Source organism: Pseudomonas sp. Pse35 (assembly GCF_024519715.1).
GTDB lineage: Bacteria > Pseudomonadota > Gammaproteobacteria > Pseudomonadales > Pseudomonadaceae > Aquipseudomonas > Aquipseudomonas paracarnis.
The window spans coordinates 97,986-117,296 of record NZ_JALJRP010000006.1; the positions used below are offsets into that span (position 1 = coordinate 97,986).

General features: G+C 62.1%; 15 protein-coding genes. 6 read left to right on the forward strand and 9 right to left on the reverse strand.

The genetic code is table 11. The features are described from left to right. Positions 1–95: 95 nt before the first annotated feature. The 5 genes from aroB (at position 96) to hemE (ending at position 10,295) form a co-directional block, all read left to right on the forward strand. Entirely contained in the window at positions 96–1,196 is a 1,101-nt protein-coding gene (gene aroB, locus OC445_RS07665; RefSeq protein ID WP_197900277.1) for a 3-dehydroquinate synthase, read from the forward strand. A gap of 9 nt (positions 1,197–1,205) precedes the next feature. Then, a complete protein-coding gene (locus OC445_RS07670; protein WP_054896205.1) occupies positions 1,206–2,783 on the forward strand; it encodes an SPOR domain-containing protein in 1,578 nt (525 codons plus the stop codon). 352 nt (positions 2,784–3,135) lie between these two features. Continuing rightward, positions 3,136–7,581, forward strand: coding sequence for a glutamate synthase large subunit (gene gltB / locus OC445_RS07675; protein ID WP_198790482.1), 4,446 nt, complete (start codon positions 3,136–3,138; stop codon positions 7,579–7,581). Positions 7,582–7,613: 32 nt separating this feature from the next. Continuing rightward, on the forward strand, positions 7,614–9,032 hold the full coding sequence (locus OC445_RS07680; protein WP_046070563.1) for an FAD-dependent oxidoreductase: 1,419 nt from the start codon (positions 7,614–7,616) through the stop codon (positions 9,030–9,032). A 195-nt stretch (positions 9,033–9,227) separates the two neighbouring features. Then, positions 9,228–10,295 carry a uroporphyrinogen decarboxylase gene (gene hemE / locus OC445_RS07685; RefSeq protein WP_034125581.1) on the forward strand — a complete coding sequence of 356 codons (1,068 nt, stop codon included), beginning with the start codon at positions 9,228–9,230 and terminating at the stop codon, positions 10,293–10,295. Positions 10,296–10,410: 115 nt separating this feature from the next. Here the strand turns inward: hemE and OC445_RS07690 are convergent, their stop codons facing one another. Further along, complete coding sequence (locus OC445_RS07690; protein ID WP_405647538.1) at positions 10,411–11,625, reverse strand: MFS transporter; 1,215 nt, start codon at positions 11,623–11,625, stop codon at positions 10,411–10,413. 184 nt (positions 11,626–11,809) lie between these two features. Between OC445_RS07690 and OC445_RS07695 the strand changes: the two genes are divergently transcribed. Further along, positions 11,810–12,703: a LysR family transcriptional regulator gene (locus tag OC445_RS07695; RefSeq protein WP_034125583.1), complete on the forward strand. Its 894-nt coding sequence runs from the start codon at positions 11,810–11,812 to the stop codon at positions 12,701–12,703. A gap of 101 nt (positions 12,704–12,804) precedes the next feature. On the opposite strand, the gene OC445_RS07700 is transcribed toward OC445_RS07695, so the two are convergent. From OC445_RS07700 to OC445_RS07735, 8 genes are read right to left on the reverse strand one after another with little or no spacing between them, the layout of a single operon-like run. After that, entirely contained in the window at positions 12,805–13,224 is a 420-nt protein-coding gene (locus OC445_RS07700; protein ID WP_003187927.1) for a hypothetical protein, read from the reverse strand. A 26-nt stretch (positions 13,225–13,250) separates the two neighbouring features. Further along, positions 13,251–14,477, reverse strand: coding sequence for a beta-ketoacyl-ACP synthase (locus OC445_RS07705; protein ID WP_032893933.1), 1,227 nt, complete (start codon positions 14,475–14,477; stop codon positions 13,251–13,253). Further along, entirely contained in the window at positions 14,477–15,205 is a 729-nt protein-coding gene (gene fabG / locus OC445_RS07710; protein WP_057975401.1) for a 3-oxoacyl-ACP reductase FabG, read from the reverse strand. Before fabG ends, OC445_RS07705 begins: the two co-directional genes overlap by 1 nt. After that, positions 15,202–15,663, reverse strand: coding sequence for a hotdog family protein (locus OC445_RS07715; RefSeq protein ID WP_262020044.1), 462 nt, complete (start codon positions 15,661–15,663; stop codon positions 15,202–15,204). The genes fabG and OC445_RS07715 overlap by 4 nt, the downstream gene beginning before the upstream one ends. Further along, positions 15,660–16,826, reverse strand: coding sequence for a beta-ketoacyl-[acyl-carrier-protein] synthase family protein (locus OC445_RS07720; RefSeq protein ID WP_054896212.1), 1,167 nt, complete (start codon positions 16,824–16,826; stop codon positions 15,660–15,662). The genes OC445_RS07715 and OC445_RS07720 overlap by 4 nt, the downstream gene beginning before the upstream one ends. Next, a complete protein-coding gene (locus tag OC445_RS07725; RefSeq protein ID WP_034125586.1) occupies positions 16,823–17,305 on the reverse strand; it encodes a hypothetical protein in 483 nt (160 codons plus the stop codon). Before OC445_RS07725 ends, OC445_RS07720 begins: the two co-directional genes overlap by 4 nt. Further along, entirely contained in the window at positions 17,302–18,051 is a 750-nt protein-coding gene (locus OC445_RS07730; RefSeq protein WP_014716593.1) for a class I SAM-dependent methyltransferase, read from the reverse strand. The genes OC445_RS07725 and OC445_RS07730 overlap by 4 nt, the downstream gene beginning before the upstream one ends. Then, the gene (locus OC445_RS07735; RefSeq protein WP_054896215.1) at positions 18,048–19,295 is read right to left on the reverse strand and encodes an NAD(P)/FAD-dependent oxidoreductase; all 1,248 of its coding nucleotides are present in this window, start codon (positions 19,293–19,295) and stop codon (positions 18,048–18,050) included. Before OC445_RS07735 ends, OC445_RS07730 begins: the two co-directional genes overlap by 4 nt. Positions 19,296–19,311: the final 16 nt, after the last annotated feature.

The following is a 19,311-nucleotide window of genomic DNA, read 5'->3' on the forward strand; positions in this document are numbered from 1 at the left end:
CGCGCCATGACCTTATAAGGTATGGCGTAGAGCCACCAGGCGGTGTCGAGAGGTCGACAGTGCCGGTCGTTAATACATCTTCAACGCGGGGACACATGCAGACACTTAAGGTCGATCTAGGCGAGCGCAGCTACCCGATCCACATTGGCGCAGGTCTGTTGGACCAGCCCGAACTGCTTGCGCCGCATATTGCCGGCCGACAGGTGGCGATCATCTCCAACGAAACGGTCGCGCCGCTGTATCTTGAGCGTCTGAGCCGCAGCCTGGCGGCGTACTCGGTGATCTCCGTGGTGTTGCCTGACGGCGAAGCCCACAAAAACTGGGAAACCCTGCAACTGATCTTTGATGGCCTGCTGACTGCGCGCCATGACCGTCGAACCACTGTGGTCGCCCTGGGCGGCGGTGTGATTGGCGACATGGCCGGGTTTGCCGCGGCCTGCTACCAGCGCGGCGTGGATTTCATCCAGGTGCCGACCACCTTGCTGTCCCAGGTCGATTCGTCGGTGGGCGGCAAGACCGGTATCAACCACCCGCTGGGCAAGAACATGGTCGGCGCGTTCTACCAGCCTCAGGCTGTGCTGATCGACACCGCTACCCTCAACACCTTGCCGCCGCGCGAGTTGTCGGCGGGCCTGGCGGAAGTCATCAAGTACGGGCTGATCTGCGATGAGCCGTTCCTGACCTGGCTGGAAGAGCACATGGACGCCTTGCGCGGCCTCGATCAGGTAGCCCTGACCGAAGCGATTTCCCGCTCCTGCGCGGCCAAGGCGCTGGTGGTCAACGCCGACGAGCGTGAGTCCGGCGTGCGGGCCACGCTGAACCTGGGCCACACCTTCGGCCATGCGATCGAAACTCACATGGGCTATGGTGTGTGGTTGCATGGGGAAGCCGTAGCGGCTGGCACCGTGATGGCATTGGATATGTCGCAGCGCCTGGGCTGGATCAGCGCCCAAGAGCGCGATCGCGGTATCCGCCTGTTCCAGCGTGCCGGTTTGCCGGTTGTTCCGCCCACGGAGATGACCGAGGCGGATTTCCTTGAACATATGGCGATAGACAAGAAAGTGATCGACGGTCGACTTCGACTGGTACTGCTGCGCCACATCGGCGATGCCGTGGTGACCGACGATTATCCAAAAGAGATTCTACAGGCCACGCTGGGAGCGGATTACCGCGCCCTGGCCCAGCTCAAAGGTTAATAAGACCCGATGACTAGTTTGCATGCCGACGAGGCGTTCCTCGGCCATTATCACTTGAGCCACGACCCCTTCGCACCACGGGTGCCGGGTTTCAAGTTCTTCCCCGCCCAGCGCAAGCCGGTACTTGGGCAGTTGCATCACCTTGCGCGCTACAGCCAGTTGCTGCTGGTGGTGACCGGCCCTCTGGGCAGCGGCAAGACCTTGCTGCGCCAGGCGCTGGTGGCCAGCACCAACAAACAATCGGTGCAGAGCGTGGTGGTATCTGCCCGCGGTGCCGGTGATGCGGCTGGCGTACTGCGCGAGGTGGCGCAAGCGTTGAACGTCTCCAACGCCGAGCCGAACGCGATTCTCAAGCAGGTGGTGCAATTGGGCCTGACCGGCCAGGAAGTCTACCTGCTGGTAGACGACGCCGAGCAGCTCGACGAATCGGCCCTGGAAGCCTTGCTGGCGCTGGCAGCGGGTACGCCGGAAGGTCGCCCGCATGTGTTCCTGTTCGGTGAGTCGTCGTTGATCGCCGATCTGGAGCAGATCAGCGGTGAGCAGGAGCTGTTTCACGTCATCGAGTTGCAGCCGTACGAAGAGGAAGAAACCCGCGAATACCTTGCACAACGTCTTGAAGGCGCAGGGGCGGGTATCGAACTTTTCACCGCTGCGCAGATCTCTGATATTCACGAAAGCTCCGATGGCTGGCCTGGAAACATCAACCAGGTTGCCCGCGATGCCATGATCGAAGCCATGATTGCCAGCCGCTCTGCGGTCAAGCGTCCAAAGATGGGGTTCACTATGCCTAAGAAGCACGTATTGGCTATTTCCGCCGTTGTCGTGGTCGCTGTTGCCGCCGCCTGGTTGATCCCGGGCCGCAACAAAGCACCGACAACCACTGGCGCGCCAACCGAACAGGCGCAGTTGCCACTGGGCAAGCCCACGCCAAACGTCGAATTTGCCAACTCCGGCCAACCGACCAACCTGCCGATGGTCGGCCAACCTGTGATGCGCGGCCCTCTGGCAGAAGAAGCCGGTGGCATCTCCGAAGGCGACGACGGTGTGCCGGTGGAAGGCTCCAGCGCCACGCCGCCGACCGTGACCACCACCGCGCCACCTGCAGGCGTACCGGCCGGTGTGCCAGCGACGCCGGTTGCTCCGGTCGCCAAGCCGACTCCGACGCCGGCGCCCACCGTTGCTACCGCCAAGCCTGCTCCGGTGACCAAGCCTGTCGCACCAGCGCCAGCCGCCAAACCAGCCCCTGCCGCCAAGCCAGCGGAAAAACCAGCCGCCACCGTTGCCAAGGCCGGCGCTGCTGGCAGCAGCTGGTACAGCAGCCAGCCTACCGGTAACTTTGTGGTGCAGATCCTCGGCACCAGCTCCGAAGCCAATGCCCAGGCATTCGTCAAAGAGCAGGGCGGCCAGTACCGTTATTTCAAGAAAGTGCTCAACGGCAAGCCTCTCTACGTGATCACCTACGGTAGCTTCCCAAGCCGCGCCGCAGCCGATTCTGCCATCAAGGCCTTGCCAGCGAAGGTTCAGGCTGGTAAACCTTGGCCTCGCACTGTTGCCAGCGTTCAACAAGAACTGGCAGCAACTCGCTGAAGATCCGGCGGCCTTACCCAGGCCGCCCTCCCGGCACCTCAAAAAAATCCGCAAGTGCGTGCAGTCTCCCGAGACCGCGCGCTTTGTGGTGTCTGCGTCACAGTGGCTTTTGAGTCGTAGCGGTCAGAATTAAAAAAGTTTTGACTAGCACAGCATATCGCTTTAAACCTTTCATAAATGCGACATAGATTTGCGACATTTCGTCGCTAAATTTGTGAGCGTCTGTGTCGGTGTGTACAATGACCTCCCTTTTGCCCCCGCTAAGCCGGCGTACGTTCGGCGTGGAAGGTAACTGGTTGAATTGAAAAGAAATTTGCCTCGGTAAAAGAGGCAGCCTGGTGAGAAAGTGTCTATGAAAGCAGGTCTGTACCAACCCGATGAATTCAAGGATAACTGCGGTTTCGGCCTGATAGCCCACATGCAGGGCGAACCCAGTCATACCCTTTTGCAAACGGCCATCGAGGCCCTGACCTGCATGACCCACCGCGGTGGGATCAACGCCGACGGCAAGACCGGTGACGGCTGTGGCTTGCTGATTCAAAAGCCCGACCAGTTCCTGCGCGCTGTCGCCAAAGAGCAATTCGCGGTCGAACTGCCCAAGCAGTACGCCGTGGGCATGGTGTTTTTCAACCAGGACCCGGTAAAAGCCGAAGCCGCTCGCGAGAACATGAACCGCGAGATCGCCGCCGCCGGCCTGCAAATTGTCGGATGGCGCAAAGTGCCCATCGACACCAGCGTACTCGGCCGCCTGGCCCTGGAGCGCCTGCCGCAGATCGAACAAGTATTCATCGCAGGCGATGGCCTGAGCGACCAGGACATGGCGATCAAGCTGTTCACGTCCCGTCGTCGTTCGTCGGTGCTCAACGCCGCCGACACCGACCATTACATCTGCAGCTTTTCCCACAAGACCATCATTTATAAAGGCCTGATGATGCCGGCGGACCTCACCGCCTTCTATCCAGACCTGAGCGATGAGCGCCTGCAAACCGCAATCTGCGTGTTCCACCAGCGCTTTTCCACCAATACCCTGCCGAAATGGCCGCTGGCCCAGCCATTCCGCTTCCTCGCCCACAACGGCGAGATCAATACCATCACTGGCAACCGCAACTGGGCCCAGGCCCGTCGCACCAAGTTCGCCAACGATTTGATGGACCTCGAAGAGCTCGGCCCGCTGGTCAATCGCGTGGGTTCCGACTCCTCCAGCATGGACAACATGCTCGAACTGATGGTCACCGGCGGCATCGACCTGTTCCGTGGCGTGCGCATGATCATTCCGCCAGCGTGGCAGAACGTCGAGACGATGGACCCGGACCTGCGTGCGTTCTACGAGTACAACTCGATGCACATGGAACCGTGGGACGGCCCGGCCGGCGTGGTCATGACCGACGGCCGCTATGCGGTGTGCCTGCTCGACCGTAACGGCCTGCGCCCGGCGCGTTGGGTGACCACCACCAACGGTTTCATCACCCTCGCCTCGGAAATCGGCGTGTGGGACTACAAGCCTGAAGACGTGATCGCCAAAGGCCGTGTGGGCCCTGGCCAGATCCTGGCCGTGGACACCGAGACCGGGCAGATCCTCGACACCGACGCCATCGACAACCGCTTGAAGTCCCGTCACCCGTACAAGCAATGGCTGCGCAAGAACGCCCTGCGCATCCAGGCGACCATGGAAGACAACGACCACGGTTCGGCTTTCTATGACGTGGACCAGCTCAAGCAGTACATGAAGATGTACCAGGTTACGTTCGAAGAGCGCGACCAGGTGCTGCGTCCGCTCGGTGAGCAAGGCTACGAGGCCGTCGGCTCCATGGGCGATGACACGCCAATGGCCGTGCTGTCCCAGCGCGTACGCACGCCGTACGACTACTTCCGCCAGCAGTTCGCCCAGGTGACCAACCCGCCGATCGACCCGCTGCGTGAAGCCATCGTGATGTCCTTGGAAGTGTGCCTCGGCGCCGAGCGCAACATCTTCCAGGAATCGCCTGAGCATGCCTCCCGCGTGATCCTCAGCTCGCCGGTCATTTCCCCGGCCAAATGGCGCTCGCTGATGACCCTGGAGCGTCCGGGCTTCGATCGTCAGATCATCGACCTGAACTACGACGAGAGCCTGGGCCTGGAAGCCGCAGTGCGTAACGTTGCTGACCAGGCTGAAGAAGCCGTGCGTGCCGGTCGTACCCAGATCGTACTGACCGATCGCCACATTGCGCCTGGCAAGTTGCCGATCCACGCGTCCCTGGCGACCGGTGCGGTGCACCACCGCCTGACCGAAAAAGGCCTGCGCTGCGACTCCAACATCCTCGTGGAAACCGCCACTGCCCGCGACCCGCATCACTTTGCGGTGCTGATCGGTTTCGGCGCTTCGGCGGTGTACCCGTTCCTCGCGTACGAAGTGCTGGGTGACCTGATCCGTACCGGTGAAGTGCTGGGAGACCTCTATGAGGTGTTCAAGAACTACCGCAAGGGCATCACCAAGGGCTTGCTGAAGATTCTGTCGAAGATGGGTATCTCCACGGTCACCTCGTACCGTGGTGCTCAGTTGTTCGAAGCCATCGGTCTGTCCGAAGAAGTCTGCGAGCTGAGTTTCCGTGGCGTACCGAGCCGCATCAAGGGTGCGCGTTTCGTCGACATCGAAGCCGAGCAAAAAGCCCTGGCCTTGGAGGCCTGGAGCGCGCGCAAGCCGATCCAGCAAGGTGGCCTGCTCAAGTTCGTGCACGGTGGCGAATACCATGCTTACAACCCGGACGTGGTCAACACCCTGCAAGCCGCTGTGCAGCAGGGCGACTACGCCAAGTTCAAGGAATACACGAGCCTGGTGGACAACCGCCCGGTGTCGATGATCCGCGACCTGTTCAAGGTGAAGACCCTGGACACGCCGATGGACATCAGCCAGGTCGAGCCGCTGGATTCGATCCTCAAGCGCTTCGACTCCGCCGGTATTTCCCTGGGCGCCCTGTCGCCCGAGGCTCACGAAGCCCTGGCCGAAGCCATGAACCGCCTGGGTGCGCGTTCCAACTCCGGCGAAGGCGGTGAAGACCCGGCGCGCTACGGCACGCTCAAAAGCTCGAAGATCAAGCAGGTGGCCACCGGCCGTTTCGGGGTGACCCCGGAGTACCTGGTGAATGCCGAGGTGCTGCAGATCAAGGTGGCCCAAGGCGCCAAGCCGGGTGAGGGTGGTCAATTGCCAGGCGGTAAGGTAAACGGTTTGATCGCCAAGCTGCGCTATGCGGTGCCGGGCGTGACGTTGATCTCGCCACCGCCGCACCACGACATTTACTCGATTGAAGACTTGTCGCAGCTGATTTTCGACTTGAAACAAGTCAACCCCCAGGCCCTGGTCTCGGTGAAACTGGTGGCAGAAGCCGGCGTCGGCACCATCGCCGCCGGTGTGGCCAAGGCCTATGCCGACCTGATCACCATCTCCGGCTACGACGGCGGCACCGGCGCTTCGCCGCTGACCTCGATCAAGTACGCCGGTGCACCGTGGGAACTCGGCCTGGCCGAAACCCACCAGACCCTGCGCGGCAACGACCTGCGCGGCAAGGTGCGAGTACAGACCGACGGCGGCCTGAAAACCGGCCTCGATGTGATCAAGGCCGCGATCCTCGGCGCCGAAAGTTTTGGCTTCGGTACTGCGCCCATGATCGCCCTGGGCTGCAAATACCTGCGCATCTGCCACCTGAACAACTGCGCCACCGGCGTAGCGACTCAGAACGAAAAACTGCGCAAGGATCACTACATCGGCACCGTCGACATGGTGGTGAATTTCTTCACCTACGTCGCCGAAGAAACCCGTGAGTGGCTGGCCAAATTGGGCGTGCGTTCGCTGGAAGAGCTGATCGGTCGCACCGACCTGTTGGACATCCTCGAAGGCCAGACCGCCAAGCAACAACATCTGGACCTCACCCCGCTGTTGGGCAGCGATCACATCCCGGCAGACAAGCCACAATTCTGCCAGGTGGACCGCAACCCACCGTTCGACAAAGGCCTGCTGGCCGAGAAAATGGTCGAAATGGCCGGCTCCTCGATCAACGACGCCAGTGGTGGCGAGTTCGCCCTGGATATCTGCAACTGCGACCGTTCCATCGGCGCACGCATCTCCGGCGAAATCGCACGCAAGCACGGCAACCAGGGCATGGCGAAAGCGCCGATCACCTTCCGCTTCAAGGGCACTGCGGGCCAGAGCTTCGGCGTGTGGAACGCCGGCGGCCTGCACATGTACCTGGAAGGCGACGCCAACGACTACGTGGGCAAGGGCATGACTGGCGGCAAACTGGTCATCGTTCCGCCGGCTGGCAGCGTGTACAAGACCCAGGACAGTGCCATCATCGGCAACACCTGCCTGTACGGCGCCACCGGTGGCAAGCTGTTTGCCGCAGGTACTGCCGGTGAGCGTTTCGCCGTGCGTAACTCCGGTGCTCACACCGTGGTGGAAGGCACTGGCGATCACTGCTGCGAGTACATGACCGGAGGCTTTGTCGCGGTACTGGGCAAGACCGGTTACAACTTCGGTTCGGGCATGACCGGCGGTTTCGCCTACGTGCTCGACCAGGACAACACCTTCGTCGACAAGGTCAACCACGAGCTGGTCGAGATCCAGCGCATCAGCGGCGAAGCCATGGAGTCCTACCGGAACCACTTGCAGCACGTGCTGGACGAGTACGTCGAGGAAACCGGCAGCGAATGGGGTCGTAACCTCGCCGAAAACCTCGATGATTACCTGCGTCGTTTCTGGCTGGTCAAGCCCAAGGCTGCCAACCTGAAATCGTTGCTTTCCAGCATCCGTGCCAACCCGCAGTGATATGCGCCTGAACAGTTTGATGAGGTTTTAACATGGCTGAACGTCTGAATAACGACTTCCAGTTCATCGATGTCGGGCGCAAAGATCCGAAGAAGAAACTGTTGCGTCAACGCAAGAAAGAGTTCGTGGAAATCTACGAACCCTTCAAACCCCAGCACTCGGCCGACCAGGCCCACCGTTGCCTGGGGTGCGGTAACCCGTATTGCGAATGGAAGTGCCCGGTGCACAACTTCATTCCCAACTGGCTCAAACTGGTGGCCGAGGGCAACATCCTCGCCGCCGCCGAGCTGTCGCACCAGACCAACACCCTGCCGGAAGTCTGCGGCCGGGTGTGCCCGCAAGACCGTCTGTGTGAAGGTGCCTGCACCCTCAACGACGGCTTCGGCGCGGTGACCATCGGTTCGGTGGAGAAGTACATCACCGATACGGCGTTCGCCATGGGCTGGCGCCCGGACATGTCCAAGGTCAAGCCAACCGGCAAGCGCGTCGCGATCATCGGCGCGGGCCCTGCTGGCCTGGGGTGTGCCGACGTGCTGGTGCGTGGCGGCGTGACTCCGGTGGTGTTCGACAAGAACCCGGAAATCGGTGGCCTGCTGACCTTCGGTATCCCTGAATTCAAGCTGGAAAAAACCGTACTCAGCCACCGTCGCGAAGTGTTCACTGGCATGGGTATCGAGTTCCGCCTCAATACCGAAATCGGCAAAGACATCACCATGGAGCAACTGCTCGCCGAATACGATGCGGTGTTCATGGGCATGGGCACCTACACCTACATGAAGGGCGGCTTTGCCGGTGAGGACTTGCCCGGCGTGTATGACGCGCTCGACTTCCTGATCGCCAACGTCAACCGCAACCTGGGCTTTGAAAAGTCGCCGGAAGATTTCGTCGACATGAAGGGCAAGAAGGTCGTGGTGCTGGGCGGTGGCGACACCGCGATGGATTGCAACCGCACCTCGATCCGCCAGGGCGCCAAGTCGGTGACCTGCGCTTATCGCCGTGACGAAGCCAACATGCCCGGCTCGCGCAAAGAGGTGAAGAACGCCAAGGAAGAAGGCGTGAAATTCCTCTACAACCGCCAGCCGATCGCCATCGTCGGTGAAGACCGTGTGGAAGGTGTGAAGGTGGTCGAGACCCGTCTCGGCGAACCGGACGCCCGTGGCCGTCGCAGCCCCGAGCCGATCCCGGGTTCCGAAGAAATCATCCCGGCCGACGCCGTGGTCATCGCCTTCGGTTTCCGCCCAAGCCCGGCGTCGTGGTTCGAGCAGTTCGAAATCCAGACCGACAGCCAGGGCCGCGTCGTGGCCCCGGAACAAGGCCAGTACAAGCACCAGACCAGCAACCCGAAGATCTTCGCCGGTGGCGACATGGTGCGTGGGTCGGACCTTGTGGTCACCGCGATCTTCGAAGGCCGTAACGCCGCCGAAGGCATCCTGGACTACCTGCAAGTCTGATGATCGTTCCCACGCTCTGCGTGGGAATGCCGCCAGGACGCTCCGCGTCCCGAACAGCATGACGCGGAGCGTGGGAGCGATCCTGCGGCGGCATTGCCGCGACAAATTGACCCGATAGACAAAAGGCACGGTGCATTCCGTGCCTTTTGCGTCGCGCTCTGAGAAAATGCCCGCACTTTTTTTGCGGATGCCGACATGACTGCCCTCAAGAACGACCGTTTCCTTCGTGCCCTGCTCAAGCAACCCGTAGACGTCACCCCGGTGTGGATGATGCGTCAAGCCGGTCGCTATCTGCCGGAATACCGCGCCAGTCGCGCCAACGCCGGTGATTTCATGAGCCTGTGCATGAACCCGGAGTTCGCCTGCGAAGTCACGATGCAGCCGCTGGACCGCTACCCACAACTGGATGCGGCCATCCTCTTCTCCGATATCCTCACCATCCCGGATGCCATGGGCCAAGGCCTGTACTTCGAAACCGGCGAAGGCCCGCGCTTCAAGAAAGTCGTCAGCACCCTGGCCGATATCGAAGCCCTGCCGATCCCTGACCCACACAAAGACCTGGGCTACGTGATGGATGCTGTGAGCACCATCCGCCGCGAGCTCAACGGCCGCGTGCCGCTGATCGGTTTCTCCGGCAGCCCCTGGACCCTGGCCACCTACATGGTTGAAGGCGGCTCGTCGAAAGACTTCCGCAAGACCAAAGCCATGCTCTACGACAACCCGCAAGCCATGCACCTGTTGCTGGACAAGCTGGCGCAGTCGGTCACGTCCTACCTCAACGGCCAGATCATGGCAGGCGCCCAAGCGGTACAGATTTTCGACACCTGGGGTGGCAACCTGTCGTCGGCGGCGTACCAGGAGTTCTCCCTGGCCTACATGCGCAAGATCGTCAGCGGCCTGATCCGTGAACACGAAGGCCGCAAGGTTCCGGTGATCATGTTCACCAAAGGCGGCGGCCTGTGGCTGGAAAGCATCGCTGACGCGGGCGCCGATGCATTGGGCCTGGACTGGACCTGCGACCTCGGCGAAGCGCGCCGTCGCGTCGGCAACCAGGTTGCCCTGCAAGGCAACATGGACCCGACCGTGCTGTACGCCAAGCCAGAAGCGATCCGCGCCGAAGTCGGACGCATCCTGGCCAGCTATGGCAAGGGCAGTGGCCACGTGTTCAACCTTGGCCACGGCATCACACCGGAAGTGAACCCGGAGCACGCGGGTGCGTTCTTGCGCGCAGTGCACGAACTATCGGCGCAATACCACGAGTAAAACGCAAAACAAAATGTGGGAGCTGGCTTGTCGGGTCGCCGCATCGCTGCGATGGCGGCGGCGAATTCAACACCGCTATCGCAGGCAAGCCAGCTCCCACATAAAGCCAGTCGCCTCAGGCTTTCACATGGCCCAGTGGCGGCAACTTCGCCAGCTTCAACGCCACCAGCAACGCGCCAATCAGCAGCGCGACGATAAACCCGCCAATCCCGTTCCACCCGGCAAAGTGCCAGAAAAACCCACCCGCAGTCCCGGCAATGCTCGACCCCACGTAATAGCAGAACAGGTACAGCGACGACGCCTGCCCCTTGGCTTTCACTGCGCGGCGGCCGATCCAGCTGCTGGCGACCGAGTGGGCGCCGAAGAAGCCGAAGGTGAACACCAGCATGCCTGGCACCACCAACCACAGCGGGGTGAACAGCGTCAGGGCCATGCCGGCGAGCATCAGCACGATGGTGCCCCATAGCACGCGGCGGCGGCCGAGGCGGTCGGCCAGTGAGCCGATCTTGGCCGAGCTGTAGATGCCCGAGAGGTACACCACTGACAGCAAACCGACCACCGCCTGGCTCAGCTCGTAGGGGGAGGCCAGCAGGCGATAGCCGATGTAGTTGAACATCGTCACGAAGGCGCCCATCAGCAGGAAGGCTTCGAGAAACAGCCACGGCAGGCCGGCGTCCTTGAAGTGCATGACAAAGCCGTCCACCAGGCTGCGTGGCTTGAGGCTGGTGGCGCGGAAGTTGCGCGATTCGGGGAGGATCTTCCAGAACACCGTGGCAGCGATCAACGCCAGGGCGCCGATGATCAGCATTGCAGTGTGCCAACTGACGAAGTCGATCAACACGCCGATGATCAGGCGCCCGCTCATGCCCCCAATCGCGTTGCCGCCGATGTACAGGCCCATGGCCAGGCCGATGTGCTGCGGGTGGATCTCTTCGCTGAGGTAGGTCATGGCCACGGCGGCCAGGCCGCTCAAGGACAGGCCCACCAGTGCACGCATCAACAGGATGCCCTCCCAGCTCGGCATCAAGCCGCTGGCGATGGTGGCCAGCGCCGCACAGAACAACGCAGCGACCATCACCGGCTTGCGCCCCAGCCTGTCGGATATCGGCCCGGTGATCAGCAGGCCGCAAGCGAGCATCGCCGTGGCGACGGATAGAATCAGGCTGCTTTGCGCCGCATTGATGGAAAACTCATGGGACAGCGCCGGCATCATCGGCTGTACGCAATACAACAGGGCGAACGTGGCGAAGCCGCCGGAGAACAGGGCCAGCACGGTGCGCATGAACATCGGCGTGCCTTTTTCGATGTACGCGTCGTTGAGCTGCGCCACTACGTCATCAAGGGCTGAGGGCGAGGTGTGTTGGGCAAGTGGGGCAACAGCAGGATTCACGGGGGACCTCGGGGAGGAAAGTCTGCCAGGACTGACAATACGAAAAAGAATATAGCTGGCTAATGATTCTTTCCAATATATTGTTCGACCTGTTTGATAGCTTTTACGACCTAATGAGGCTTGCATGGAATTTCGCCATTTGCGCTACTTCATCGCCGTTGCCGAAGAGCTGCACTTCGGCCGCGCCGCGCAGGTGCTGGGCATCTCGCAGCCGCCCCTGAGCCAGCAGATACAGGCGCTGGAACACGAGCTGGGCGCACGCTTGTTCGAGCGTACCAATCGTCGGGTCGAGCTGAGCGAGGCCGGGCGCTTGTTCTTGCAAGAGGCACGGCTGGTGCTGGCCCAGGTCGACAAGGCGGCAGATGTGGCGCGGCGTGCGCAGTTGGGGGAACTGGGTGAATTGAAGATCGGCTTCACCTCGTCTGCGCCGTTCAACGCCAGCATTCCCCAGGCGATCTTTGCCTTCCGCCAGGCATTCCCGGCGGTGCATCTGAACCTGCAAGAAATGAGCAGCACCCAAGTGGCCGAGTCGCTGGTGGACGAGTCGATTCAGGTTGGGTTGATGCGGCCTTTGCCCTTGCCCGACTCACTGAACGTGATCGAGTTGATGCGCGAACCCTTGGTCGCGGTATTGAGCGCCGGCCACCCGTTGGCGCAAGGCAGCGAGCGCGGCTTGCATCTGGAGCAATTGGCCGAGGAGCCTTTCGTGTTCTTCCCGCGCAGTTACGGCAGCGGCTTGTACGCGCAGTTGCTCAACCTCGCTCGCGACGCCGGGTTCAGCCCGCACTTTGCTCAGGAAGCAGGGGAAGCAATGACCATCATCGGCCTTGTGGCGGCGGGGTTGGGGGTGTCGGTGCTGCCGGCGTCTTACCAGCGCATCCGCATTGATGGCGTGGTCTATCGCACCTTGCTCGACCCGCAGGCAGTGACGGCGGTGTGGCTGGTGCAGCGCAAGGGCGCGCAAACGCCAATGGCGAAAGGGTTTGTGGAGTTGTTGACGCGTAAGGCCGCTCAATAACCTGTGGCGAGGGAGCTTGCTCCCGCTGGGTCGCGTAGCGGCCCTAAAAAATGGGCCTGCTGCGCAGTCCAGCGGGAGCAAGCTCCCTCGCCACAAGGGGGTCAGTTTTGGGGCGAAGTATTTGCTTCATTCACGCTGTAAGTCCGCAACCCCGCCAGAATATCCCGATCCAGCATGCTCACCCAACGGTTGTAGTTGCGATGGATCTTCCCGTCCTTGTAGCCCAGGTCGCGGCTGTCGCGGTAGGTGATGGCGTAGCTGTTGCGGGTGTAGCGGATGTCTATGGCGGCGTAGAACTGGCCGCGCACGGTGATCTCGGCCTGCACCAGTTGCGGGCTCAGGCGTTGTACCGTCCACTCGCGTTTTTGCAGGGCGGCGACGATCACCTGTTTCATTTTTTCCTCGCTGACCTGGCTCGTGGCCGGCAACTCGTGCTGGGTGTTGAGCACCGGTTTGCTGGTGCAGCCAGCCGTGGTCAGCAGGGCCAGGGTGATCAGGGTAGCGCGTAGCAGGGAAGACATTCCGTTTTCTCCAGTCGATTAAAAAGTCAGCTCCAGCGGCGGAAGATCAACGAGGTGTTGACGCCGCCGAAGGCAAAGTTGTTGTTCATCACGTAGTCGTTGTGCATCTGGCGAAAGCCACCTTGCAGGTAGTCCAGCTCGCCGCATTGCGGGTCGACCGCGTCCAGGTTGAAGGTGTGCACGTACTGGTCGCGGTTCATCATCTCGATGCTGAACCACGATTCCAGCGCGCCGCAGGCACCCAGGGTGTGGCCGAGGAAACTCTTCTGTGAACTGATCGGCATGCGGCTGCCAAACAGGCTGCTGGTGGCCAGGGTTTCAGCGATGTCGCCCTGATCGGTAGCCGTGCCGTGGCCGTTCACGTAGCCAATGGCGGACGGTTCAAGACCTGCGTCTTCCAGGGCCAGCTCCATGGCGCGGCGCATGGTTTTCTGTTCCGGGCGGGTGGTGTGCTGGCCGTCGGCGTTGCTGCCGAAGCCGACCAGCTCCGCATGAATATGCGCGCCTCGCGCGAGTGCGTGTTCCAACTCTTCGAGCACCAACATGCCGCCACCTTCACCGATCACCAGGCCATCGCGGCCGCTGTCGTAGGGGCGCGGGCTGGTTTGCGGCGCATCGTTTTTCAGGCTGGTGGCGTACAACGCATCGAACACCATGGCTTCGGTGGGGCACAGTTCTTCTGCGCCGCCCGCGAGCATCAACGGCAGGCGCCCGAACTTGATTGCCTCATAGGCGTAGCCGATGCCCTGGCTGCCGCTGGTGCAGGCGCTGGAGGTAGGAATCAGCCGGCCCGTGAGGCCAAAGAAGATACTGATATTTGCCGCCGTGGTGTGGGGCATCATGCGTACATAGGAATTGGCATTGAGCCCCTCGGCCACCGAATTGAGCAGCATATTGCCAAACGCCTTGATCTCATCGGTGCTGCCGGTGGACGAGCCACAGGCCACGCCCATGCGCCCGTCCTTGATCGACTCGTCGCCGAGCAGGCCGGCGTCTTGCAACGCCTGCTCCGCCGCCCACACGGCCAGGCGCGAGACGCGGCCCATGCTGCGCAGTTGCTTGCGCGTCCAGTGAGCAGGCACGACGAAATCGTCGATAGGGCCGGCCAGGCGCGTGTTCAATTCGGTGAAACGGTCCCACTCATCCATGCGCCGGATGCCGCTGCGGTTGGCGCGAAAGTTCGCGGCGATGGTGTCCCAGTCGCTGCCCAGGGAGGTCACGCCGGCCATGCCGGTGACGACAACGCGCTTCATCAGCACAGGCCCCCGTTTACGGCCAGCACCTGACGCGTGATGTAGCCGGCTTCGGCCGACATCAGGAAGTTCACGGCGCCGGCGACTTCTTCCGGCGTGCCCATGCGTTGGGCCGGGATCATTTTCATCAGTTCTTCTACCGGCACGTTTTCATCCAGCATCGCGGTGTCGATCAGGCCCGGCGCCACGCAGTTGACGGTGATCTTGCGCTTGCCCAATTCGATGGCCAGCGCCTTGGCCGCGCCGATCAAGCCGGCTTTGGAGGCGCTGTAGTTGACCTGGCCGCGGTTGCCGATCAGCCCGGACACCGAGGTGATGCACACGATACGCCCGGCGGCGCGGCGCCGAATCATCGGCATCATCACCGGGTGCAGCACGTTGTAGAAACCATCCAGGTTGGTGCGCATCACCACATCCCAATCGTCTTCCGACAGCGCAGGAAAGGCGCCGTCGCGGGTCAGGCCGGCATTGAGCACCACGCCGTAATAGGCGCCATGCCGCTCCACATCGGCCTCAAGGATCTCTTTGCACGCAGCGCGATCCGCCACGTCGAACTGCAGCACGCGTGCCTCGCGCCCCAGGGCTTGGACCTCGAGCTGTACCGCGTCGGCTTCGGCACGACCGCTGCGGCAATGCAGCACGATGTCATGGCCGGCCTGGGCCAGGCGCAGGGCAATGGCGCGGCCGATACCACGGCTGGAGCCGGTGACCAGTACGGATTCAGTCATGGCGTATCGTCCTTCGATTCATCTAAATAGTTGGCCGCCTGGGGCGGTCGAAATACGTTCAGGCGCGCGCTGGCCTGGATACCGTCGCCGGTGAGGTGGCATTCGAACACGCCCATGCCGTTGTCGTCTTCCAGGGAGCGCAGGCCGTGGATATGCAGCTCGGCACCGGCCGGGAAGTGCTCCACGTTGCACTCGAACTTACGTGTGCCCAACAGGAAACCGAGTTCCACGGCCTTGCCTTGCTGGCGTGCATGGCAACCGGCATAGGCGGCGACGCTTTGCGCCATCAGCTCGATACCGACCCAGGCGGGCAGGCTACCGTCAGCACGGTTGAACAGGCCGCCGGGCTTGACGGTGACGCGGGTGTGGATCTGCTCTTCATCGAACGACAGCACCTGGTCGATCAGGATCATGTCGCCCGCATGGGGCAGCAGTTCGGCAAGTGGCCAATCGATCATGGGGCCTCTGCGATTATCAGGCTGACATTGTTACCGCCGAAGGCAAACGAGTTGCTCATCAGGCAGGTTTTTTTCAAGCTGTCGCCGCTGCGCACCCATTGCAAGGCGGGCAGCGCCGGGTCGGGATGGCCGTCCCATACGTGGGGTGGCAGCAGGCGATGGGTCAGGCTCAGCCAGCAGAACGCGGCTTCCAGGGCCCCGGCAGCGCCGAGGGTGTGGCCGGTCATGGGCTTGGTCGATGAGCAGGCGACGCCGCCGGGAAACAGGCTGGCGACCGCCAGGCTTTCCATGGCGTCGTTGTGTTGGGTCGCGGTGCCGTGCAGGTTCAGGTAGCCGATCTGCTCGGGCGAAAGCTTCGCGCAGGCTAAGGCCTTGCGCATGGCCAGCAACGCGCCCTTGCCACTGGGCTCGGGCGCAGAGATATGGTGCGCGTCGCAACTGGCGCCGCTGCCCAGCAAGGCGATGGGGGCCGGCTCACGGCTCATCAGGAACAGCACCGCCGCTTCACCGATATTGATGCCGTTGCGGTTCACCGAGAACGGATTACAGCGCTCGGCAGACACTGCTTCCAGCGCGGTAAACCCGTTCAGCGTCAGCTTGCACAGGCTGTCCACGCCGCCGCAGATCACCGCATCGCACACCCCCAGGTCCAACAGACGCTGGGCGCTCATCAATGCTCGGGCGCTGGAGGTGCAGGCGGTGGAAATCACATAGGCCGGGCCGCTCACGTTCAACCAGTCGGCGAGGAAGTTGGCCGGGGCGCTGAGTTCCTGTTGCTGGTAATCGTAGTCAGCGGGGAACTGCGTGTTCTGCAGGTAATGGGCAATGCCACGGCTGGCTTCGTCAATGCCCGAGGTGCTGGTGCCCAGCACAACCCCGACCCGGTCAGCGCCGTAGGTTTGGATGGCCTGACGAATCTGATCTTCGATCTGCAGCGCCGCTTCCAACAGCAACTGGTTATTGCGACTGCTTTGCTGGGCCAGTTCCGGGGGCAGGCTCGCCAGTTCGCCGTATACGGCGGCCACCGGCACTACGCGTTCCGGCACCCAGCCGCTTTCGGCACGCATGCCCGAACAGTCGCCGGCAAACAGCTTGCGGCTGACTTGCGCCTGGCCACGGCCAAGGGCGCAGATCACGCCAAGGGCGTTGAGGTAGGCGGTCATCGGCTCACACCCAGCGGGCTGATGCGGTAACTCAGCGGCGGGTCGGCCATGTTCACGCTGAACACCTCCGAAGACTGGTAGACGATCTGCCAGTGGCCCGGCAGCGTGCGCGTCAGGTCCATGGCCTGGGCAGTGGGATACAACGCTGGTACGTCACCAGGCGCGGTCAGGGCAAACAGCAGCGCGGCAAATAGCGTGCGCGCCTGGGGGTTGGGCGGCAGCAAGCCGTCTGCCTGCCACTGCCCATCAAGCAGTTTTTGCCGGGCCAGCGGAATGCCCAGCGGGTCCATCATCGACCAGCGAATCGCGCGGCCTTCGCGCTGGATCACCAGCAGCCAGTCCTGGCTCTGGCTGTCCGCCAGGCGCTGCACATGCAATTGCATCGGCAAGGCCAGGGCCGGCATTTTTTCCGGCAGCGGCGCCTGGCTGGCACAGGCGCTGAGCAGCAACAGGCAACTTATCAACAGCAGGCGCATCATGGGGCCGCATTCTCCACAGGTTTACGGGCCACGCAGTTGACCAGGGTTTCCTCGCGCTGACCCACCGGCGGTGCCTTGCGCAGGCCCCAACGTTCCAGCAGGCCGAAGTCACTGGAACGGCTCCACCACAAGTAAGGGTACGAAATGTTCTGAGCAGCGAACTCAAAGCCCTGCTCGCGCAGCATCTCCAGGTACTCTTCGGCGCTTTTCTGCACATGCATCGGGTGGCGGAACAGCCAGCGAATCACCCAGGTGTCGATGTAGGCTTCGGTGGATTCGGCAAACAGCAGATAGCCGCCCGGCTTGAGCACCCGATAGAACTCCTTGAGTGCGCGATGTTGTTCCACCAGATGATGGAAGGTCTGGTGGCAGAACAGGATATCGACGCTGGCATCCGCTAGGTTGAGGGTCGCGCAGTCGCTGCCGATCAGCTCGACGTCCAGGCCCAGCCGCGCGGCTTCTTCACGGCTCAGTGCCAGGCTGTGAGGGTCGGCATCCAGGCCGATCAGGCGCGAAGGCGCGAACACCTGATGCAGCAACTGGAAGGATTTGCCCTGGCCGCAACCGGCATCCAGCAACACCGGCGCCACCGGCAGCGGCTCGCTGAACAGGCTGCGCAGGTCATTGATCGCCACGCGCAATACGTGATGCTGCCAGGTATGGCTGCGCAGGAACCAGAAGCCGAACTTGGTTTCTTCGACGTAGTTTTGACTCAGGTAGTTTTTTTCAACGCCAGGGCTGCTCATACCGCTTCACTCGCACAAATATCCGACAACATCCGCAAGCGCCGTTTCGGCTCGCTGACAAACGGGTTGCGTTCATCCCAGGCGTAACCGGCCAGGATAGAGCTGATCATGCGGCGAATCTCCGGTGAACTGCCAGGATGGAAAATCACGTCCTGGAACGTGCCCGCGTACCAGCCCTCGACGTAGCAACGGAAGGTATCGACACCGCGCTTGAGCGGTTCGGCGAACTCGGTTTGCCAGTCCACCGTTTCGCCGCTCAATTGGCGGTGCAGTACTCCTGCGGCCATGCTGGCCGAACGCATGGCAATGGTCACGCCGGAAGAGAACACCGGGTCGAGGAATTCCGCCGCATTGCCCAGTAGCGCAAAGCCTGGGCCGTGCAGGGTTTTGACGTTGGCCGAGTAGCCGCCGATGGTGCGCGCCGGGGTATCCCAGACGGCGTTTTGCAGCACGGCGGACAGGCTTGGGGTTTGCTCGACAAAGCCGCGCAGGCAGGCGTCGAGGTCGCTGTCGGCACCCTCGAAATGCTCTTTGGCTGCGACCACGCCTACCGAGCAACGGCCGTTACTGAACGGGATGGTCCAGAACCAGATATCGCGCTTGGTCGGGTGAGTGGTCACCAGGATTTTGCTGCGGTCAAAGCCTGGGTGTTCGATACGGTCTTCGACGTGGGTGAATACGGCCTGGCGCAGCGGGAAATTCGACGGTGCTTCCAGGTCCAGCAGGCGTGGCAACACACGGCCGTAGCCGCTGGCATCGAGCACGAACCTGGCCTTGAGGTGGTACTCGCTGCCATTCTGGCGGCGTACATGCAAATACCGGCTCTCGGCAGAAAAATCCACGCCGACAATGGTTTGGCCGTAGCGGATTTCCACGCCTTGCAACGCCGCCTGGTCGGCCAGCAATTTGTCGAACTCGCCGCGCTGCACCTGGAAGGTGGTGGGCTTGCCGTTGCTGAAGGTGTCGCTGAAATCAAAGGCACTGTAGCGCTCGCCCCAAGCGAATGCGGCGCCGGTTTTTACCTGGAAGCCTGCAGCTTGCACAGCGTCGAGCATGCCGGCTTCTTCGATGAAGTCGATGCAGTGCGACAGCAGGCTTTCGCCAATCGAGAAACGCGGGAAATGCTCGCGCTCGATGATCAATACATCATGCCCTTTGCGCTTTAACAGCGCGGCCGCGATGGCACCGGAAGGCCCGGCACCGATCACCACCACCTGGCGACGTTCCATTTCAACTGTGGGCACGAGGGCTCCTTGCCGC

Bases quoted from the DNA above. Each gene is read 5' to 3' on its own strand.
- aroB (WP_197900277.1), top strand. From the start codon at position 96: ATGCAGACACTTAAGGTCGATCTAGGCGAGCGCAGCTACCCGATCCAC.
- OC445_RS07670 (WP_054896205.1), top strand. From the start codon at position 1,206: ATGACTAGTTTGCATGCCGACGAGGCGTTCCTCGGCCATTATCACTTG.
- gltB (WP_198790482.1), top strand. From the start codon at position 3,136: ATGAAAGCAGGTCTGTACCAACCCGATGAATTCAAGGATAACTGCGGT.
- OC445_RS07680 (WP_046070563.1), top strand. From the start codon at position 7,614: ATGGCTGAACGTCTGAATAACGACTTCCAGTTCATCGATGTCGGGCGC.
- hemE (WP_034125581.1), top strand. From the start codon at position 9,228: ATGACTGCCCTCAAGAACGACCGTTTCCTTCGTGCCCTGCTCAAGCAA.
- OC445_RS07695 (WP_034125583.1), top strand. From the start codon at position 11,810: ATGGAATTTCGCCATTTGCGCTACTTCATCGCCGTTGCCGAAGAGCTG.
- OC445_RS07700 (WP_003187927.1), bottom strand. From the start codon at position 13,224: ATGTCTTCCCTGCTACGCGCTACCCTGATCACCCTGGCCCTGCTGACC.
- OC445_RS07705 (WP_032893933.1), bottom strand. From the start codon at position 14,477: ATGAAGCGCGTTGTCGTCACCGGCATGGCCGGCGTGACCTCCCTGGGC.
- fabG (WP_057975401.1), bottom strand. From the start codon at position 15,205: ATGACTGAATCCGTACTGGTCACCGGCTCCAGCCGTGGTATCGGCCGC.
- OC445_RS07715 (WP_262020044.1), bottom strand. From the start codon at position 15,663: ATGATCGATTGGCCACTTGCCGAACTGCTGCCCCATGCGGGCGACATG.
- OC445_RS07720 (WP_054896212.1), bottom strand. From the start codon at position 16,826: ATGACCGCCTACCTCAACGCCCTTGGCGTGATCTGCGCCCTTGGCCGT.
- OC445_RS07725 (WP_034125586.1), bottom strand. From the start codon at position 17,305: ATGATGCGCCTGCTGTTGATAAGTTGCCTGTTGCTGCTCAGCGCCTGT.
- OC445_RS07730 (WP_014716593.1), bottom strand. From the start codon at position 18,051: ATGAGCAGCCCTGGCGTTGAAAAAAACTACCTGAGTCAAAACTACGTC.